General features: G+C 34.8%; 18 protein-coding genes. 8 read left to right on the forward strand and 10 right to left on the reverse strand.

From position 1 onward, the window contains the following. Nucleotides 1-110 precede the first annotated feature (110 nt). The 4 genes from chrA to DNU06_RS05685 form a co-directional block, all read right to left on the reverse strand. Nucleotides 111-1,253, reverse strand: coding sequence for a chromate efflux transporter (chrA, locus tag DNU06_RS05670; RefSeq protein WP_111062257.1), 1,143 nt, complete (start codon nt 1,251-1,253; stop codon nt 111-113). Nucleotides 1,254-1,384: 131 nt separating this feature from the next. Further along, complete coding sequence (locus tag DNU06_RS05675) at nt 1,385-2,194, reverse strand: helix-turn-helix domain-containing protein (protein WP_111062258.1); 810 nt, start codon at nt 2,192-2,194, stop codon at nt 1,385-1,387. A 12-nt stretch (nt 2,195-2,206) separates the two neighbouring features. Then, a complete protein-coding gene (locus DNU06_RS05680; RefSeq protein ID WP_111062259.1) occupies nt 2,207-3,103 on the reverse strand; it encodes a mechanosensitive ion channel domain-containing protein in 897 nt (298 codons plus the stop codon). Nucleotides 3,104-3,263: 160 nt separating this feature from the next. Continuing rightward, entirely contained in the window at nt 3,264-4,319 is a 1,056-nt protein-coding gene (locus DNU06_RS05685; RefSeq protein WP_111062260.1) for a methyltransferase domain-containing protein, read from the reverse strand. A gap of 163 nt (nt 4,320-4,482) precedes the next feature. Between DNU06_RS05685 and DNU06_RS17940 the strand changes: the two genes are divergently transcribed. Continuing rightward, nucleotides 4,483-4,638 carry a hypothetical protein gene (locus tag DNU06_RS17940; RefSeq protein WP_199398991.1) on the forward strand — a complete coding sequence of 52 codons (156 nt, stop codon included), beginning with the start codon at nt 4,483-4,485 and terminating at the stop codon, nt 4,636-4,638. 13 nt (nt 4,639-4,651) lie between these two features. On the opposite strand, the gene DNU06_RS05690 is transcribed toward DNU06_RS17940, so the two are convergent. Continuing rightward, nucleotides 4,652-5,626 (reverse strand): T9SS type A sorting domain-containing protein, encoded by a 975-nt coding sequence (locus DNU06_RS05690; RefSeq protein ID WP_111062261.1) that lies wholly within the window; start codon nt 5,624-5,626, stop codon nt 4,652-4,654. A gap of 414 nt (nt 5,627-6,040) precedes the next feature. On the opposite strand from DNU06_RS05690, the gene DNU06_RS05695 reads away from it, so the two are divergent. Beyond that, entirely contained in the window at nt 6,041-6,502 is a 462-nt protein-coding gene (locus DNU06_RS05695) for a sll1863 family stress response protein (RefSeq protein ID WP_111062262.1), read from the forward strand. A gap of 68 nt (nt 6,503-6,570) precedes the next feature. Here DNU06_RS05695 and DNU06_RS05700 read toward each other — a convergent pair whose 3' ends face one another. The 5 genes from DNU06_RS05700 to DNU06_RS05720 form a co-directional block, all read right to left on the reverse strand. Then, nucleotides 6,571-7,398: a hypothetical protein gene (locus DNU06_RS05700; protein WP_111062263.1), complete on the reverse strand. Its 828-nt coding sequence runs from the start codon at nt 7,396-7,398 to the stop codon at nt 6,571-6,573. Nucleotides 7,399-7,832: 434 nt separating this feature from the next. Continuing rightward, the gene (locus DNU06_RS05705; RefSeq protein WP_111062264.1) at nt 7,833-8,237 is read right to left on the reverse strand and encodes an ABA4-like family protein; all 405 of its coding nucleotides are present in this window, start codon (nt 8,235-8,237) and stop codon (nt 7,833-7,835) included. Nucleotides 8,238-8,282: 45 nt separating this feature from the next. Beyond that, on the reverse strand, nt 8,283-8,888 hold the full coding sequence (locus tag DNU06_RS05710; protein ID WP_111062265.1) for a Crp/Fnr family transcriptional regulator: 606 nt from the start codon (nt 8,886-8,888) through the stop codon (nt 8,283-8,285). 262 nt (nt 8,889-9,150) lie between these two features. Then, entirely contained in the window at nt 9,151-10,185 is a 1,035-nt protein-coding gene (locus DNU06_RS05715) for a bestrophin family protein (protein WP_111062266.1), read from the reverse strand. Nucleotides 10,186-10,294: 109 nt separating this feature from the next. Further along, the gene (locus DNU06_RS05720) at nt 10,295-11,491 is read right to left on the reverse strand and encodes a DUF748 domain-containing protein (protein WP_158526827.1); all 1,197 of its coding nucleotides are present in this window, start codon (nt 11,489-11,491) and stop codon (nt 10,295-10,297) included. 19 nt (nt 11,492-11,510) lie between these two features. Between DNU06_RS05720 and DNU06_RS05725 the strand changes: the two genes are divergently transcribed. The 6 genes from DNU06_RS05725 (at nt 11,511) to DNU06_RS05750 (ending at nt 16,293) form a co-directional block, all read left to right on the forward strand. Beyond that, nucleotides 11,511-12,404 (forward strand): YihY/virulence factor BrkB family protein, encoded by an 894-nt coding sequence (locus tag DNU06_RS05725; protein WP_158526828.1) that lies wholly within the window; start codon nt 11,511-11,513, stop codon nt 12,402-12,404. Nucleotides 12,405-12,591: 187 nt separating this feature from the next. Continuing rightward, nucleotides 12,592-12,783 (forward strand): CsbD family protein, encoded by a 192-nt coding sequence (locus tag DNU06_RS05730; protein WP_111062399.1) that lies wholly within the window; start codon nt 12,592-12,594, stop codon nt 12,781-12,783. Between the two features lie 231 nt (nt 12,784-13,014). Then, complete coding sequence (locus DNU06_RS05735) at nt 13,015-13,416, forward strand: hypothetical protein (protein WP_111062269.1); 402 nt, start codon at nt 13,015-13,017, stop codon at nt 13,414-13,416. 1 nt (nt 13,417) lies between these two features. Then, nucleotides 13,418-13,864, forward strand: coding sequence for a hypothetical protein (locus DNU06_RS05740; RefSeq protein WP_111062270.1), 447 nt, complete (start codon nt 13,418-13,420; stop codon nt 13,862-13,864). 76 nt (nt 13,865-13,940) lie between these two features. Further along, nucleotides 13,941-15,248 (forward strand): TolC family protein, encoded by a 1,308-nt coding sequence (locus tag DNU06_RS05745; RefSeq protein WP_158526829.1) that lies wholly within the window; start codon nt 13,941-13,943, stop codon nt 15,246-15,248. 1 nt (nt 15,249) lies between these two features. Beyond that, on the forward strand, nt 15,250-16,293 hold the full coding sequence (locus tag DNU06_RS05750; protein ID WP_111062272.1) for an efflux RND transporter periplasmic adaptor subunit: 1,044 nt from the start codon (nt 15,250-15,252) through the stop codon (nt 16,291-16,293). Nucleotides 16,294-16,303 lie beyond the last annotated feature (10 nt).

The following is a 16,303-nucleotide window of genomic DNA, read 5'->3' on the forward strand; positions in this document are numbered from 1 at the left end:
CAACTAGATAACAGAAATACACGCTGATTGCACAGCCCACAAGAGCATAGACTACAAAAAACCAAAAAGGTTTAAGTCTTGTAAAAAAAAATAAAAACGGTTAAAAAGGATTAAATTAGAAATAGTAAATATCCCAAGAGAGATCCGCCCAAAATCACCCAGACAGGACTTAATTTTTTAAAAGTAAAAACCACTAAGAAAGACAAAACACAGAGTACTATCGATTTCCAATCGACTAAAGTTTGTTGTCCCATTTCAAATATCACGGCGGCCATTATGGCAACTGCAGCGACATTAACGGCATCTAAAAAACTACTCAGAAATACACTTTTTCTCATTTTTGGCACCAAAGGGTTTAAAACAAGTACAAATAAGAAGGAAGGTAAAAATATACCTACGGAAGCCATAAGCGCGCCATAAATACCATTTAACTGATACCCAATAAAGGTTGCCGTTGAAAGTACTGGTCCGGGCGTAAACTGTCCAATCGCTATGGCATCAAGCAATTGTTGCTGACTTAAAAAACCTTTTTCCACTAACTCTGCATCTAAATAAGCAAACAATACATAGCCGCTACCATACAAAACAGCACCTACTTTTAAGAAAATCCAAAATATTTTTATGGTGGAAAGGGAGATTAAAGAAGTAGCACCTATGCCTCCTTGTAAAAATAAGAACGGTGTAAATGATTTTAGTTCATTTTTCTGGTATTGTTTACTGCCATACAATATAAAAGCACCCACTAAACCAGCGCCTAATAATAAATAAATTTCATTAACCCCTAAAAAAGAAATCACCAAGACTAAACTACCGAGTGCAATTAGAAAATTAGTCTTTAAAGCTTTTTTACCTAATTTATATATTGCCATGGCGATAATAGCCAAAACCACTGGTTTAATTCCAAAAATAAAAGGCGCCACATTCGGCAATTCTCCATAGGTAACATAAAAATAAGCCAATAAACCTGTAAGGGAAATGGCGGGGATGATAAAACTTAAACCCGCTACAAACAACCCCCAAAAACCAGCCCTTTCATGTCCACAATGCATGGTCATTTCAGTGGAATTTGGTCCAGGTATTAAATTAGTAGCCCCTACCAAATCAAGAAAATGCTGCTTACTCATCCACTTCCGTTTTTCCACTACCTCAGCTTCCATCATTGCAATATGAGCAGCTGGACCGCCAAAGGCAAACAAACCTAATTTAAAAAAAACTTGTGCTACTTCTAATAATTTATTTTTCTCTTTTTCCATTTTATCGCCAGTAATGAGCTGCAAAAATAAACCATTAAACACAATTAAAATGGTCTATTTGAAATTAGAATGGTCTAATCTAAAAAATGGACAGCGTCCTAGTATTAACCTATTAAAAGAAATAATAAAAATTACGGATTACGTCGAAATTGGTTTGGCGTCATTCCTTTGGCACGCTTAAAGAATTTAATAAAATGAGACACATCTTTAAAGCCTAGTAAATGACTAATTTCAGCAATATTATTTTCAGAATAGAACAACAAGCGTATTGCTTCACTTGTGATTTCGGCTGCAATAATTTCGGCAGCTGAGCGTCCCGTCTCCTTTTTACACAATTGTGTCAAATTTTGAGGTGTGGTATTTAACCTAGTTGCATAATCTACCACTTTAATTCCCAACACTTTTTTACGCCATAATAATTTTAAAAACTGATTACACAAAGCATTTACCCCTGTCGATTTACTTTGCGCGACATTTGAATACTGGTGTAATGCAGCTAAAAAAGCCTTTAATAATCCTTCTCTAACGTGTCGATTAGAGGTGGTTTGAAAAGCATGAATGATTATTGGACATAAAGACTTTAACACCTCCACTTCATTAGGAATCAAACATGGAAATGGAGACAATTGCTGCAATAAACTTTTGATTACAGGATCCTCACAGTCGGTTAAAAAATCATCTTTTATTAAAATCACAATCCCTTCTGGTGCTGGCCCTAAGTCCCAATAATGCACCTGGTCTTTGCGTATATTAAAAGCAATTGGGCGATCAACTTGATAAGCTATTTGATCGATATAGTGAGTCCCTTTGGCTTTGAACAACACCACCACTTCCAAATAATTATGGTGTCGGTGCGGTTTTGTCTTCCTTTTTAAAGGATCAAAAATAGCGACTTTAATGCTTTGTTTTTTGGCTTTATCTACACTTTTAATACTATCCATACTGAAAAATGACTATTTTTTTTGGGTAGTCACATTTGTAACCTCCATGGTATTCGTAGCAATCATTAATAAGCCCTCTTGCTTATTGATTTCTTCTAATAACCTGGTAAACAACAAATCTCTAGTCGACCTTCTTTTGGTATAATCTACGACATATCGAATGGTAAAAGTGATACAATTTTCATCAAATGTCATGGTCACCATGGGCTCTACTTGTGCATTTTCAATCCTAAATTTGTTTTGCATTTCGTGCCAAACTTCTTTAGAGTCCTGGGCATAAGTCCCACATATTTCTTCTGTAACTGCGGTAAATACTTTTTTAGCCAAAACAAAATCACTCTGTGTCCTTAATGGTATTTCAATTTCGTCCCATAAAAAAGGGTAGTCTGCCGAGTAATTTTGAATGGGAAGTTTAAAAATAAAACTATTTGAAAGGTGTGTTATCCGTCCATTATACAAGTCGCCTTTTACCCAATCTCCCACTTCCATAATGGTTGTTTTTAAGATTTGAATATCAATAATATCTCCTTTTAAATCTCCAATTTTCACCCTATTCCCTACTTTCACCTGGTTGGTAAACAGAATGCTTATCCATCCAGCAAAACTGGTGATTACTTCCGATAAAGAAAAGGCGATTCCCGCACCTGCAAGTCCAACTGCTATGCCTACATTCCCTAATTTATCTCGATAAACAAAAAGGGCTAAAACAATAAGGAATAGATAAGATAAATAATTTGCAACTTTTTTAATTTTATATTTCTTGTTACTGTCTTCTACTTTTCTTGTAATGGTGCGTTTTAAAAAATACAGCACAATAAAAACGAGTAATGCAGCGAGTAGAAAAAAGAAAAGTTTATTAAAAGTTTCTGTCTTTAAGTAAGGACTAAAAAATGCTTCCAGTTTTTTCATAAGCTCATTATCAAACGCTATTTAAAAGTTTAATTCACTGGTGAATTTACTTTATTTAAATTGAATTTTTAATTAATCCGATAAAATTTAATGGACTTAAATCCACCATTCGATTACACTTACCTAGCTATTTTATGTTTGACCTTACTTTAAGTATAATTTAACAACAACTGCCTTCCGCAGAAGTACTTGAACTTTCTGTAAAAGGAATATTACCCCCACAACCTTCAAAAATGCCATAATGTGTATCCCAAGTCCCGTAAAAATCAAAGTATTTTTTAAATCTTGTTTCGTGCAACATGTTGTAAGTATTTCCACAAACCGTCATTATTTTTCCTTTTGGAAAATAGTGATGATCATCCAATTCAAACGCCAAATCGCCTTCAGGAATACCACCTTTATAAGCTACTGCCTGACCGTAATCTTCACAGTCAGATTCAAGTCCATCAATTTTCCATAAACGGTAAGTAACCGAATAAAATTTAATGTCCCCGATCAACGTTTCCAAGTCGGCATTTTCAACAGTAATTGGTTTGTCCTCTACTACGCGTGGATCAGTAAATCCAGCACCTTTAGCAGCATTTAAAAAATCATTCCAATACATAGCACCACTCAAGCACTCACCCCACAAAACCTTATCCTCTTGTAACGCTCTTGGCACTCTTCGATCAGCATAAACATCCGAAAAGAACATTTCTCCACCTGGCTTTAACAATTCAAAAGCATCTTTTAATACCTTGTCCTTATCGGCAGCAAGATTTATCACACAATTTGAAATAATTAAATCGAAACTTCCTTTTTCCAGGTTTAATTCATCCAATTTTTCAATATTTCCTTTGATAAACTCAACATTGGACTTTTTATAGCCAAATTTTTCACGGTGGTATTCCACATAATCATTTGCCACCTTGAGTTGCTCATCTGTCATATCTACGCCAACCACATGACCATTTTCGCCGACCAATTTGCCTGCGATATAACAATCACGTCCACTTCCAGAACCCAAGTCTAAAATGCGCAAACCTTCAATAGCCGAAGGAATGGTTAAACCACAACCGTAATATTTAGCCTGCACTTCATCAGCTACCAAACTTAACGCCTCTCTAATGTGCACGGGGGGCGGGGCTAGTGTACAACAAGCATTTGTTTTTAAATCTTCCGATTTTTGTAATTCTTGTCCGTAATAGTCTGCAACGTCTTGGTGTAGGTTTTCCATAAAAATGTTTTTAATCGTAAATATGCTTTGTCGGTAATCTGCTTTTAGACTTACAAAAATATGAAATCTATCTTCACTTCATTTTAACTATTTCAATTTAATTAAGAATAGTACTTTTGTAAACAACTTATGGGTCAATTACAACGCTTTAAAAATAATTAAAATGGCAAAAAAAATTAAAAATGGTGCGAATAAAAAGCTGCACAGTAAAATGATTAAAAATAAAAAGCAAAAAGAGGCAGACAAAAAAGTAGCCAGGGCCGAGAAACTAAAAGCCATGTATGCAAAAGCCAATGAAGAAAATTCAAAAGAATCCTAAAACCAATTCAAAACTATAAATTGACAAATTTGAGGGTTAGCGACTTTGTTTTTACAAAATAAACACCTTTTGATAAATTCCCCAAATCAACTTTATACTTCGAATCATTAATCTTTTCAACCACGACCAAGTGCGTCACATCACTACTCAGTACATTTAATATTTTAAAGCCTGTCAACTCTTCCTGCAGCCCCTCTAAATTAATACTATTGATTGTACTTGGATTAGGGTACAAATTAATTTTCCCATTGCTATTAACCTTTCTATAAAAGACACTTACAATTGGTAAATTCTCAAATGCGCCATCAAAGTCAAACTGTTGTAAACGATAATAAGACAAACCTTCACTGGGTGTTTTATGCATGTATGTGTAATCGATAGGTAATGTAGCATTACCAGCGCCTTTAACTTGACCAATTTCATGCCAATCCAATCCATTTAAAGAGTGTTTTACCATAAAGTAATCACTATTGGTTTCGCTCGCCGTTTTCCAATCCAGTTCCACCTCATTTTCAAGTTGATAAGCTTTAAAACTTAATAATTCAACAGGTAAAGTGGTACAATTCATATTTACCGTTTGGTTACTCAAACCTGGTCCCCCAATTTGCAGTGTCAACGTATAACAATTTAAAGAAGCCGGAGTTGCTGTTGTACAATCGGTTGCATTGGTATATTGGTTCCCGGTAGTTGTCGTACTTCCTGTGCCTCCTGAATTTGGTAAATTATAAAAAGTATTTGCGCCACCGCAGGACACGTTGCCTTGCAAAGTATAAAGATTGGAAGGAATATTTGTGCCGCTAAAAACAATATTATAATTTAAGTTGACATTATAATTGTAACCATTTGGACAATTAGACGGTGCAGCAATGGATACTAGGTCAATATCAATTGTCACTGTATAGCCATTACTGGAAACCACAGTTGCACTGCACTGCCCAATAACTTGGAAGTTTGCCAATAACATTGCAAAAAAAACAAATAACCTCATGTCTTTAAATTGTATGACCCCACTATTACACAAACTTACAACAAAAAACACTACAAAACCAGAACCTAAACACTTGATTAAAAGATATAATAAAAAACAACTACTCCTAAAAGAATAATATTGAAAAAATATATTCTTTCTACTACTCAAACAACTCACCCATATTCATTAAAAAAATTAAACCTTAGATGGGCATCATTTTCCACAAGCTGAGGAAAAACTAAGCCTTTTATTGGAAACCGTAATAAAATTAATAAAAATAAATTTCAAGCCAAACAAAACATGAAACACTGACTACATAGCAGTTAAGCCCACAGCCCTGTACCTATTTTAAATAATAGACAAATATTAAAAGCTTGGTACAATTATTTGACTGTATTGCTTGAACTTAATTATTAACTAAAACTCAAATTTATGAAATTGACAAAAAAAATTGTATTGTTTTCACTATTAGCCATTGCAACACCAGTATTAATGAATAGTTGTGACAACAACAGCCAACACGAAAAACATTTAAAGTCCGATCATGACCACAGTGAGATGAACGAAGCTTTTGTAAAGGATAAAAAAGAATTTAAGGCAGAGGTAAAGGGTAGAATTGCTGAATTAAAAACTGAAATGGCTGCGCTAGATGCAGAAATTGAAGCAAAATCAGCTGAGATGAATGAGGATTTAAAAGAAAACTACGCAGACTTAAGAGAAGAGATGGAAGAAGAACGCGAAGACTTGCAGGCAAGTATGAATGAAATTGACGAGCAGGCAGAGGACAACTGGGAGGCGTTTAAGAAAAACACCGAAAATACTTGGGAAAACACCAAAATGGAATACCAAAAATTAAAACTGAACCTTAAAGAAAGTTTTGATTCAAATAAATAATCAAGCCATTGGCTAGACCAAACCATTAAAAAAAACGCTCCTCAGTTTAACTGGGGAGCGTTTTTAGATTAAAACAACCTGTGGTTAAACTTAACATCCTTACCACCTTGATGTTTTTTGTTCAATTTAAACTGAATGCCACCTTCGTGATAAATTTGTTTTTCGTCAATAGAAAACATGTTCCCAATGGTATAATTCAATTTGAATCTTTTAAAATCATAGCTAATTCCTGCATTATATCCGCCATAATTATACCCCAAATTCAAACTCACTTTTTTATAAGCAATATTTAAGTTACCTTCTAATTCAGTATGTCCACCAAATTGATTTATGGTTAACATGGGCGTCAAACTAAAGTCTTTGTTATGGAATGGTTGCAATTTATAGCCCGTTCTCCATGCGAAATTTGCCACACCATGGATTGAATTTCCATAATTGATTCCAGTAAAAAACTTGTCGGCATACAACACACCTCCCACATTAAAACCTAAGTCGTAATTAAAACTTGTCTCCCCATTAAAAGCACTCCCGCTGGCTGCAAAATCAAACCCTGCACCTATTGCGTACTTCCACTTATCATTAATGCTAAATAAACGTGCATAAGACAAACCTATATTATTTCTGTTTTGCCTATACAAATCATTATAATTAGAATTAAAACCATTATAATACACCCCAAAGGAACCTTTTAACTTAGGCGCATACCTATTATATCCAATGTATTGCGAATTAAACATTTTTCCAAACTTGGAATACACATTTAACTGCGGCGTTTCATTTAGCGCAATAAATGCGGGGTTAGAAACTTGTGGTGTAGTAAATGGCATGTTGCCATAAGTTTGTGCACTGACCTGGGTGGTTATCCCAGCAAGGGCAATGATTAAAAATTTTTTCATAATTTATTTTTTGTTCGGGACAAGGATAACCCTCACTGTCCATAAATTTTGTTAAATCAATCACTTACCCTGTTCATTTAAATTTTATTAACCTAAAAAAGTATAAAATTAACTTCTTAAAAATATGCTTAACAGTACTATTATTACCTTAACATAAGCAATAAAAAAAGCTTGAAGCACACTTAGAAAATAGCAAGAAACAGGAGTGTAACAGAGCAGTAAAATACATTTAGGAATAATCAGTGACAGAATGAGCTACTGCACTTGAAGAAGTATGTAATTAGTACCAAAAGCAACCCACCAATCGGACTAAAAAAAGACCTTTTAAAAGACAATAAATCCTTAAACAGTCGTGCATCAAAATCTCAATATAAAGAAAAAGGCTTCGGGTAAAAAAAATCGTATAAAGGTGTTGTATAATTTTTATACGTAATTTATTTTCGGATAAAGAACTGAATATAAAAAGCGAGCAGACCTATGGGACCAAAAAACAAGGTCAACAACAAACATGGCAAGTAAACCCCTCGTTTAATCCCTAACTTTACACTCGTTTCCACAATATATACCCCGACAAATAAATCAAAAGCCAGATAATGAATCCAGCAAGCCAACAGTATTGTTTTTATATTTAAGAGGGCAATTAAATGAGAATAATCATAGAATATTTCCCCATCAAAATGTTTTACTAAAATGGGAATCATAAGTAAATAAGCCAAACTCAAAATACCGACAATCCAATATTTTGATATTTTTAGGACGCCCGTATAATTCGGAAAAAAAACAATAAGCAACCAGCCAACTATGGTGAATCCATTCAATACATAAAACAAGGCTTCCATTCTACAATTTTTAAAACACAAATATGCAGAGAATTACCTATTTATTTATGACACATTTGTGCCATCCTCCAACTGTAACTTCTTTCTAATTCGGGTCAAGGTTTGTCGTTCAACACCGATATAAGAAGCCAGATGCCCCAAAGAAATACGGTCCATCAAATCTGCATACTCTTCGGTAAATCGCACATACCTTTCGGTTGCAGATTGAAATAAAAAACCACTAACCCTACACTGTAACTGACCTATCAACTCTTCAGTCATTAGTCTACCGTATTGTTCCGTTTTTGGAAACGCTTTATACCCTTCGTAAATGGCTTTTTTAGGCAACCAAACACTTACGGTATCTTCAAGACATTCGAACCCATAAAAACTTTTTTCACCAGAAATGAAGCAGGGATAATCCGACACAAACTCGTTTTCCTTGACGAACCAAGCCGTTTTCTCTTCCGTGTTCCTATCGGTATAATAAGCCCTTACCAAACCAGAAGATATAAAAGCCATGTATTCGTGCTTGTCATTAAAGGAAAACAAATGTTCTTTTTTGGTATGGTTTTTCACCACTAAATTACTTTTAAAAAGATCCAGGTCTTCTCGTTTAATTTCCGGACAAAGCTCAATTATACTGCTAATGTATCTTTCAATTTCATTCATTCAAGGGATTTTTTTTATTTTGATCTTGCTCAATTTAAATAAAATAATAGAATTTTGATTAAATATTAAAAGTTTAATCGATCTAACCTTTAACCTTCACCCCTTATAGACACTGATTAACAGCAAATAATGCACTAAATAAATATAGTAGTACCTTGTTCTCTAAAATAATGCTCGTCATTTTAATTGCCCCTCTTTATTAAACGGTAATTTCCGCACAGCGCTACCAGTCAAAATGCGATCTATTTAAAAGGAATACCATTTACATTAAGACCCCTTTATTGGCTTGAATAGGTGCGGGTAAATCAGTTTCTCCCAACATTTCTCTTAAATCAATTTCAATTGTTCTGCAGAGTGAAAGCATTGGAATATCGTAAGACATCCCTTGAAATGGATTCTCAGAATAATCGCCAACCACTTCCATCATCACATACACCCAGCCAATTAATGCCGTAACAGGAATTGACATGTAAAATCCCCAATCCCCTTCAGCCATTAATTCAGGTATCATACTAAATGGTAATAAGCCAATAAAAATACCTGTAAAATATCGACTCATGTTGGCATACTGTCGCGGAAGCGGAAACTTTTTTATACGCTCTGCCTTGCCCTGCTCTTCGTAAAATTCTTTTAATACTTTCATCACCTCCACATGTCTAAAATCATCAATTAAACCAGCTTCTCGCAACATGCTTAGGTCTCTAGACTGTTCATTGATAATTTGGGTTGCTGTATTTTGATAATTGACCAAGCGCTCATATTCATCTTTAGGTAGCATTTCCGACAATTCGAGCTTGGTCACCTCATCATCTACAAGCCCTATTCCAAAACTTTTAATAATTTTTTTCGCGTACCTTGACATAATCCCAACCTGGCTAACATGTTCCCAAGGGGTTGGAATTAACAATTGACTTCTCAAGCTGTACAACCAAGCAATGTGACGGTAAATTAGACGTTTTTTAATATGCTGAATTTCTTGTTCACTTAATTTTTCCGTTGCAAATTGATTACTAATATAACCATCTATATACATGCCAAAAGCTCGACTACTGTTGACTATAGCTCCCCAAATTTTTCGTGCTTCCCACATTCTATCATAGGACTGATTATTTTTAAAACCAACATAAAAAGCTACTGCCGTACCAATTACCGAAGTCGGTAACCAAGGAATACTAAAACCTATTAAATCCAAGCGATAGCAAATGGCAATGCCGCCAAATAAAAGCAGTAGCCATAAAATGTGATGTCCTGAACGTTTGATTAAATTTCTAAGGGTAATTCCTTTGGTGATAAGCATTTTTATATTTTAGGGAAAAGATAATAAGAAATTTTAAAAGTTTAGTCGCTAAACCGAACACATGTTTGCTAACACTTATATATTAGCGACTTGACAAGGGTATAAAATTTTAATCATTAAATATCTCCCTTACCTTATCCTTAAAAGAAGTATTATCATTTTGTTTTTTACTTAGTTTATCAAAGTCAATAGTATTGTCTGTATGTTTTTCAAAAGCTTTGATAAATGCATTTTTAAATAAGTTTCCAATGGTACTTAACAAGCCAATATCCAACTTTTCAACCTTCCCATTAATAGGTACTTTAGTTGCGGACTGGTCATTTCTTTGATTTTCGGTTAGCTCTACAGATACCCCTAAGAATGCTTGCCAAAATTTATTCAACCACTTCCCTTGCTCTTTCGATTCAAAAACCGAGACGTCCTCCAAAATTGGCTTTACATACCCCAAAATCTCACCGTCCTTCATGGCTATTTCAGTCGCCATTGAAAAAACGCCCTTTTCAAAATCGAAGGCGGCGTAAGCTTCCGTAAAATCGTTTAATGCCGTTAGGTTTACATTTTCTATCAGTCCGTCTAGATCCATGTCCGGTACTTCTTTTAAGATATCCATTTTGCCAGAAATTTCAAGTCTTCCATCTTTGTATATAGCAGACTTTAAAGAAACTTCAGAAGGCAATTCCCCTGCTTGTTTTTCGGCATTGGTAAGATTAGTTGCTAAAAAATCAATATCCGTCAATGCTAAATTTACTTTCGGACTTGAGTGTTCGTTTACAAATTCCGCCTTGCCATTCACCATTTCGAATCGGTTTATTTTTAAGGGAATAAAATCTAAAATCGGCTGTACCCAAGATACATCTCCGGCCTGTTGTTGTCCTTCTTCCTCTCCATCCGAAAAGTGCATTATTGGTGCTGTTAAATAAATCTCCCCTACAATTGCCCCTTTTATCACGGCAGCCCACTCTATAGAAATATCTGCAGTTTCAACAGAAAGATAAGGCGCTGTGACTTCATTATCCGTCAACATGATTTCAAAATCTTGCAAAACCATTGCTCCTCTAATAATGGACAAGTCTACATCTGAAATGGTACAACTATAGTTTTCGACTGCATTGATGGCTGCAACCAATTTATCTTTGATAAGATAAGGCAGAAAAACTCTTAGACCAATTAATAGAAATAATACAATTAGTAGGTATTTTCGTTTTTTCAAGCTTGTTTTTAATTTTTTCATGTACTTTTTAAGTATTTTCGGTTCATTCTTGTATTCATAAAAACCAAATTCCATTCCCAATATGAAACCGTCCATTTTTTCCACCATCAAAAACGTGACTAAAATAACCTTTAACGGGTTCAGTAGTCACAGTGTGATGACCTATGCGGCGGCCATTGCATTTTACACTATTTTTTCGCTGCCGGGACTACTCATTACCATTATAGTTTTTGCTGGTTTTTTTCTGGGTCAAGATGCCGTACAAGGAGAATTAGTCGCTCAATTACAAGGCTTTATCGGGACAGCTTCTGCCGAAACGGTAGAAAATATCATTACACGGATTGAATTATCAGGTGACTTCACTTTAGGTACTATTATCGGCGTAAGTACCCTGCTTTTTTCTGCAACTACTATTTTCATCTCCTTACAAGAAGCATTAAACCGCGTTTGGGATGTGGTTGCCACACCTAAAAAAGGCTTTATTAAGTTTTTAATAAACAGAGTACTATCTTTCGGAATGATCATTTCATTAGGCTTTATTTTATTGGTTTCTTTACTCCTCGATTCCGTGTTGGCCCTCTTTTTCGATAAACTAGAAAATAGCTTAGGAAAAAAACCGAGTATGCTACTAGAGCTTACCAGCAGCTTCACTTCCTTAATCGCAGTATTTGCTGTAATACTATTGGTATTTAAAGTATTACCTGATGTGAAATTACGCTGGAAAAATGTCCTAATTTCCGCCTTAATCACAACCCTATTTTTAATGTTGGGTAATTTGTTTATTTCATGGTACATTTCAAACAGTGATTTTTCTGCCACTTATGAAGCAGCAGGATCCATTATCATTATTTTAGTTTGGGTATACTACTCCACAGTCGTGGTTTTATTTGGGGCAGAGATTACCCGAGCGGTAATGATCCATAACGGTCACCCCATACGTCCCGCAAAAGGTGCAAAAAAAGTGAAGACAGTGCAGCTGGATTATGAAAAATACCAATCCGACCTTTAAATTAAGCTAGCGTTTTTATTTTTCCTTATTGCATGTTGGTATAATTACACAGTTCGGGAAAAACATGACACAGTTAGACAACAGCTGAAAACATAAAGCACTGATATACAATAGCTATATATTTGGAATGAAATTTTCAATATACCAAGTAATTAAACAAAATACTAACTTAAAACAGAGCATTATTATGAGCGCAACAACAGACAAAATCAAAGGAAATTGGAACCAATTAAAAGGAAAAGTAAAACAAGAATTTGGCGATTTAACGGATGACGACTTGCAATACGCTGCAGGTAAGGAAGACGAACTTTTAGGAAAAATTCAAGAAAAAACCGGTAAAACTAAAGAGGAAGTAATGTCATTTATCGACCAACTATAAAACTCGACTAGGGTTAAAACAAGCATTGTTTTATCCAGTACAAAATAAAAAACACCCTACTATTTAAAATAGTAGGGTGTTTTTTTTTGCACCCCTTAAAAACCGTAACTTACGGTATTTCTGACAACTAGACGAACAACAATCCTACTGACTTTATTTTTATCTGAAAAATAATCCTATAAATTCAATTTTTAAATTACCTTTGTTAGTGATTACTAACATTACTGTATTATGAATGGGAAATACAACATAGCCATAGGCTTTATCACCATGGGGTTTTTTATGCTTTACGGTTTCTTATTAATTTATTTAAGAGATTTTGCGCCCAATGCGGTAGCATGGGCTGAATCTTACGGAAACGGGCAACACTTTGAATCTCGACTGGCCCATGTACACGGAAATTTATTTGCCTTTTTAAACATTGTCATTGGGTACCTTCTACTCCAGTTCTCGGCGCAACTTAAGTCGGTAAAACTAATTTCTACTTTAGCATTAGCAGGTCTATTGATGCCGCTTGGCATTTTAGGCGAATTATACTTAGGTCTATCGCCCATATTTGTAATCCTTGGCGCTTTATCCATCACCACCGCCGTTTTTATACTTGGCTTTTCCTTCTTTAAATTAAAAAAATAACATGAAAACTAAAATCTTAATCCTGACCACTGCTTTATTTATCTTGACCAGTTGCGGCGATAATAAACCGACCATTAATAAGCAAGAATCGCTTGAAAAAATAGCCACAGAAAATCCCTATGGTCTGGTTTTAAACCAAGGAAAGAAATGGCAGGTAAATCCTGAAATGATGCAACATGTTAAAAGCATGGAAGCTGACATTAAAAGTTATGCGGATAAAAACCTGTCTACCTATTCGGAATTAGGCAAAAAGTTAAATGGGCACATTCGCGGCTTAACTTCCAGCTGCACCATGAAAGGACAATCGCATGAAGAGTTACACAAATGGCTACTTCCTTTTATCGATTTAAAAAAAGAATTTATCCAATCTGCTTCAGCGGAAGAATACCAGGTAAACTATCAAAAAATAGTGGCAGCCATGGAAATTTTTAACCAATATTTTGCTTAAAACACCTTTATAAAATACCGATAAATCATTTTTAAATAGTCAAATGCGCCAGTTAAACCCATCATATATTTTTTTCATGAAAAAGTTAGCGATTACTAACGTTCTATTTTTATTTATCACTTTTAATGTCCACGCGCAACCATGGACATTACAACAGTGTATTGATAGTGCTTATACCAATAGCACAAAAATTAAAACGGCAAACAACAATCAAAAAATAACAGCTTTAAAACAACAAGAAGTCAAGGCTAATCTAATACCTAAATTAAGTATTCAAGGCGAATACAAATACTATTTAGCTTTACCTTATCAATTAATGCCCCTTTCAATATTTGGCGGACCAGAAGGACAATTTAAAGAGGCACAGTTTGGTGTACCACACAACATTAATGTCAATGCTTTACTACAAGGGCCTATATATTCCAACGAATTAATGGGGAATATTGAAAAATTAGCTATCCGCAACAAAATGGCATCCATTGAAACGGCAAAAAGCTACGAAGAAATTTATTTTGAAGTAAGCACCATCTATCGAAATGCACAATTACTGCATAGTCAATTACACTTTATAGACTCCATCCTTGAAAACACCAAGAAGATACAAGAAACAGTAAAGCAATTGGCTTTAGAAAAGATGGCCAATCAAAGCGACATTCAAAAGATTACCTTAAAAATTGCGACACTCACTTTGAATAAAAGTCATTTAGAAACGAATCTTCAACAATTATACAATGCCTTGCAGCTTTACACCCAGAGTACAAATGCCATTACAGTAGAAGACCATCTATTAATGGTAGCTATAAACACTTACGAATCCAAGCAAAATAAAGACATTGCCTTATTAAAACTACAAACGGAATTAATCAACCTTGACCTACAAACTTTAAAACGGTCGAAATACCTACCTGACGTTGGTTTTTTTGCTACTTATGGCACACAAGGATATGGCTATAATCAAGACCCGAATTCATTTTTAAACTTTTATCCAATTGGTTACGTTGGACTTCGTGTTGCTTACCCGATATTTAATGGCAATGCAACCAACAAAAAAATTGGTCAAGATGCATTATGGCTAGAAAACTTAAAACTCAAAGAAGAAGCTGTAAATGACCAAATGGATTTGGCAATTAAAAATGCGGTATTGACCATGAATAACGCCTTTCAAAATGTAGCTTTAAATGAAGCGCAAATGAATTTAGCAGCGACTATTTATGCACAAGAGGTAAAAAAACACGAACAAGGCGTAACCGCTGTCAATGATCTATTATTGGCACAAAATGAATGGGTGCAACAGCAACAAAATTACGTACAAAGCATAGCCCAATTTCTTGCGGCAGACCTTTCTTTAAAAAAGTTAACAAATAATATTCCAAATAATAAATAAAATGAAAAGAATCATCAGCATACTCATCATTATTGGGTTGTTTGCCTTAGTAGTTGTAAAATTAGCAGCAAACAAAACCGAAGCAAAAAGTAGAATTTACCACTACGACAAGGAAGCGTACATTCCGGTATTTGGACAAATTGTTTCTAAAAAAAGTCAAACCGAAACCAAATCGTATACGGGACTATTTGAAGCCATTGAAGAAGTTAAATTAAGTGCCGATTTACAAGGTAAAATAATTGCCATTTATGTAAAAGAAGGACAGCAAGTAAAAAAAGGGCAGGCTTTATTAAAAATAGATGACGCCATGTTAAAGCTACAATTGGCAGTTTTAAAAAGTAAAATAGCAGGCGTAAAAAAAGACGAAGCACGCTTTAAAAACCTTACTGCTTCAGATGCCGTTCCAGCCATAAATTTAGAAAAAACGCAAAACATGCTAGAGACTTTAGCGGCGGAACAAAATACAATTTTAGAGCAACTTTCAAAAACAACCTTAAAAGCACCATTTGACGGGGTTATCTCCATGAAATTTTGTGAAAAAGGAGGCTTTGCTTCTCCTGCCATTCCGCTTTTTGAAATTATCAATCTACAGGCTTTAAAATTTACCATCCATGTTCCAGAAGAGGAAATAAACTATTTCACCAAAAACAATATTTACCACATTCAAACAAGCGCAAAAAAAACCTGTCCTGGAGAATTACGCCAAGTGAGCAGTAAAGGAGGATTAGGCAATAGTTTTAAAGTGGAATTTAGCGTAGAAACAACCGATTTTATTAAACCAAATATGATTGGTGAAATTTCATTTACACCAGAAAACACCAACCAAGATGCCTTGCGTATTTCAGCTACAGCCATTATTGGCTCCGAATTAAACCCGACCATTTATGTGGTAAAAAATAGACAAGCCATCAGAACCCCCATTGTAATTACGGCAAGAAATGGCAATTTTATCTCCTTTACAGGTGAGGTTGCTGTTGGCGACACCATTATCACAGGAGGCTTTATCAATATAGACGACAACGCAAACGTACAAGTGAACCTTTAATTTATTAGTC

The sequence above is a fragment of the Putridiphycobacter roseus genome (genome assembly GCF_003234935.1).
Classification (GTDB): Bacteria; Bacteroidota; Bacteroidia; order Flavobacteriales_D; family Crocinitomicaceae; genus Putridiphycobacter; species Putridiphycobacter roseus.